Origin of the sequence: Bacillus sp. XF8 (genome assembly GCF_017498755.1) — a bacterium.
In the GTDB taxonomy this organism is placed as follows: domain Bacteria; phylum Bacillota; class Bacilli; order Bacillales; family Bacillaceae_G; genus Bacillus_A; species Bacillus_A bingmayongensis.
Map to the genome: position 1 here is coordinate 1 of NZ_JAGDQK010000007.1, position 324 is coordinate 324.

1 pseudogene is annotated in these 324 nt (G+C 33.3%); it reads right to left on the reverse strand.

The annotated features are described in order from the left end of the window. Positions 1-324: pseudogene (locus J4P91_RS06435) on the reverse strand (SafA/ExsA family spore coat assembly protein); the annotation flags it as partial.

The window sequence follows — 324 nt, forward strand, 5'->3', positions numbered from 1 at the left end:
CATATTCGGTGGTTGATTATTATCCATCATTGGCATCGTAATATTTGGTGGTGTTACTTTTGGAATAACAAAGTTTTCTTTTGTTACATCCGGTGACACTATATTGCCTACATTTTCTTTTTGAACTTGTGGTGAAACAACATTACTTACATTTTCTTTTTGGACTTGTGGCGAAACAACATTACTTACATTTTCTTTTTGAACTTGTGGTGACACTATGTTACCTACATTTTCCTTTTTCATTTGCGGTGACACTATGTTACCTACATTTTCCTTTTTCATTTGCGGTGACACTATGTTACCTACATTTTCCTTTTTCATTTG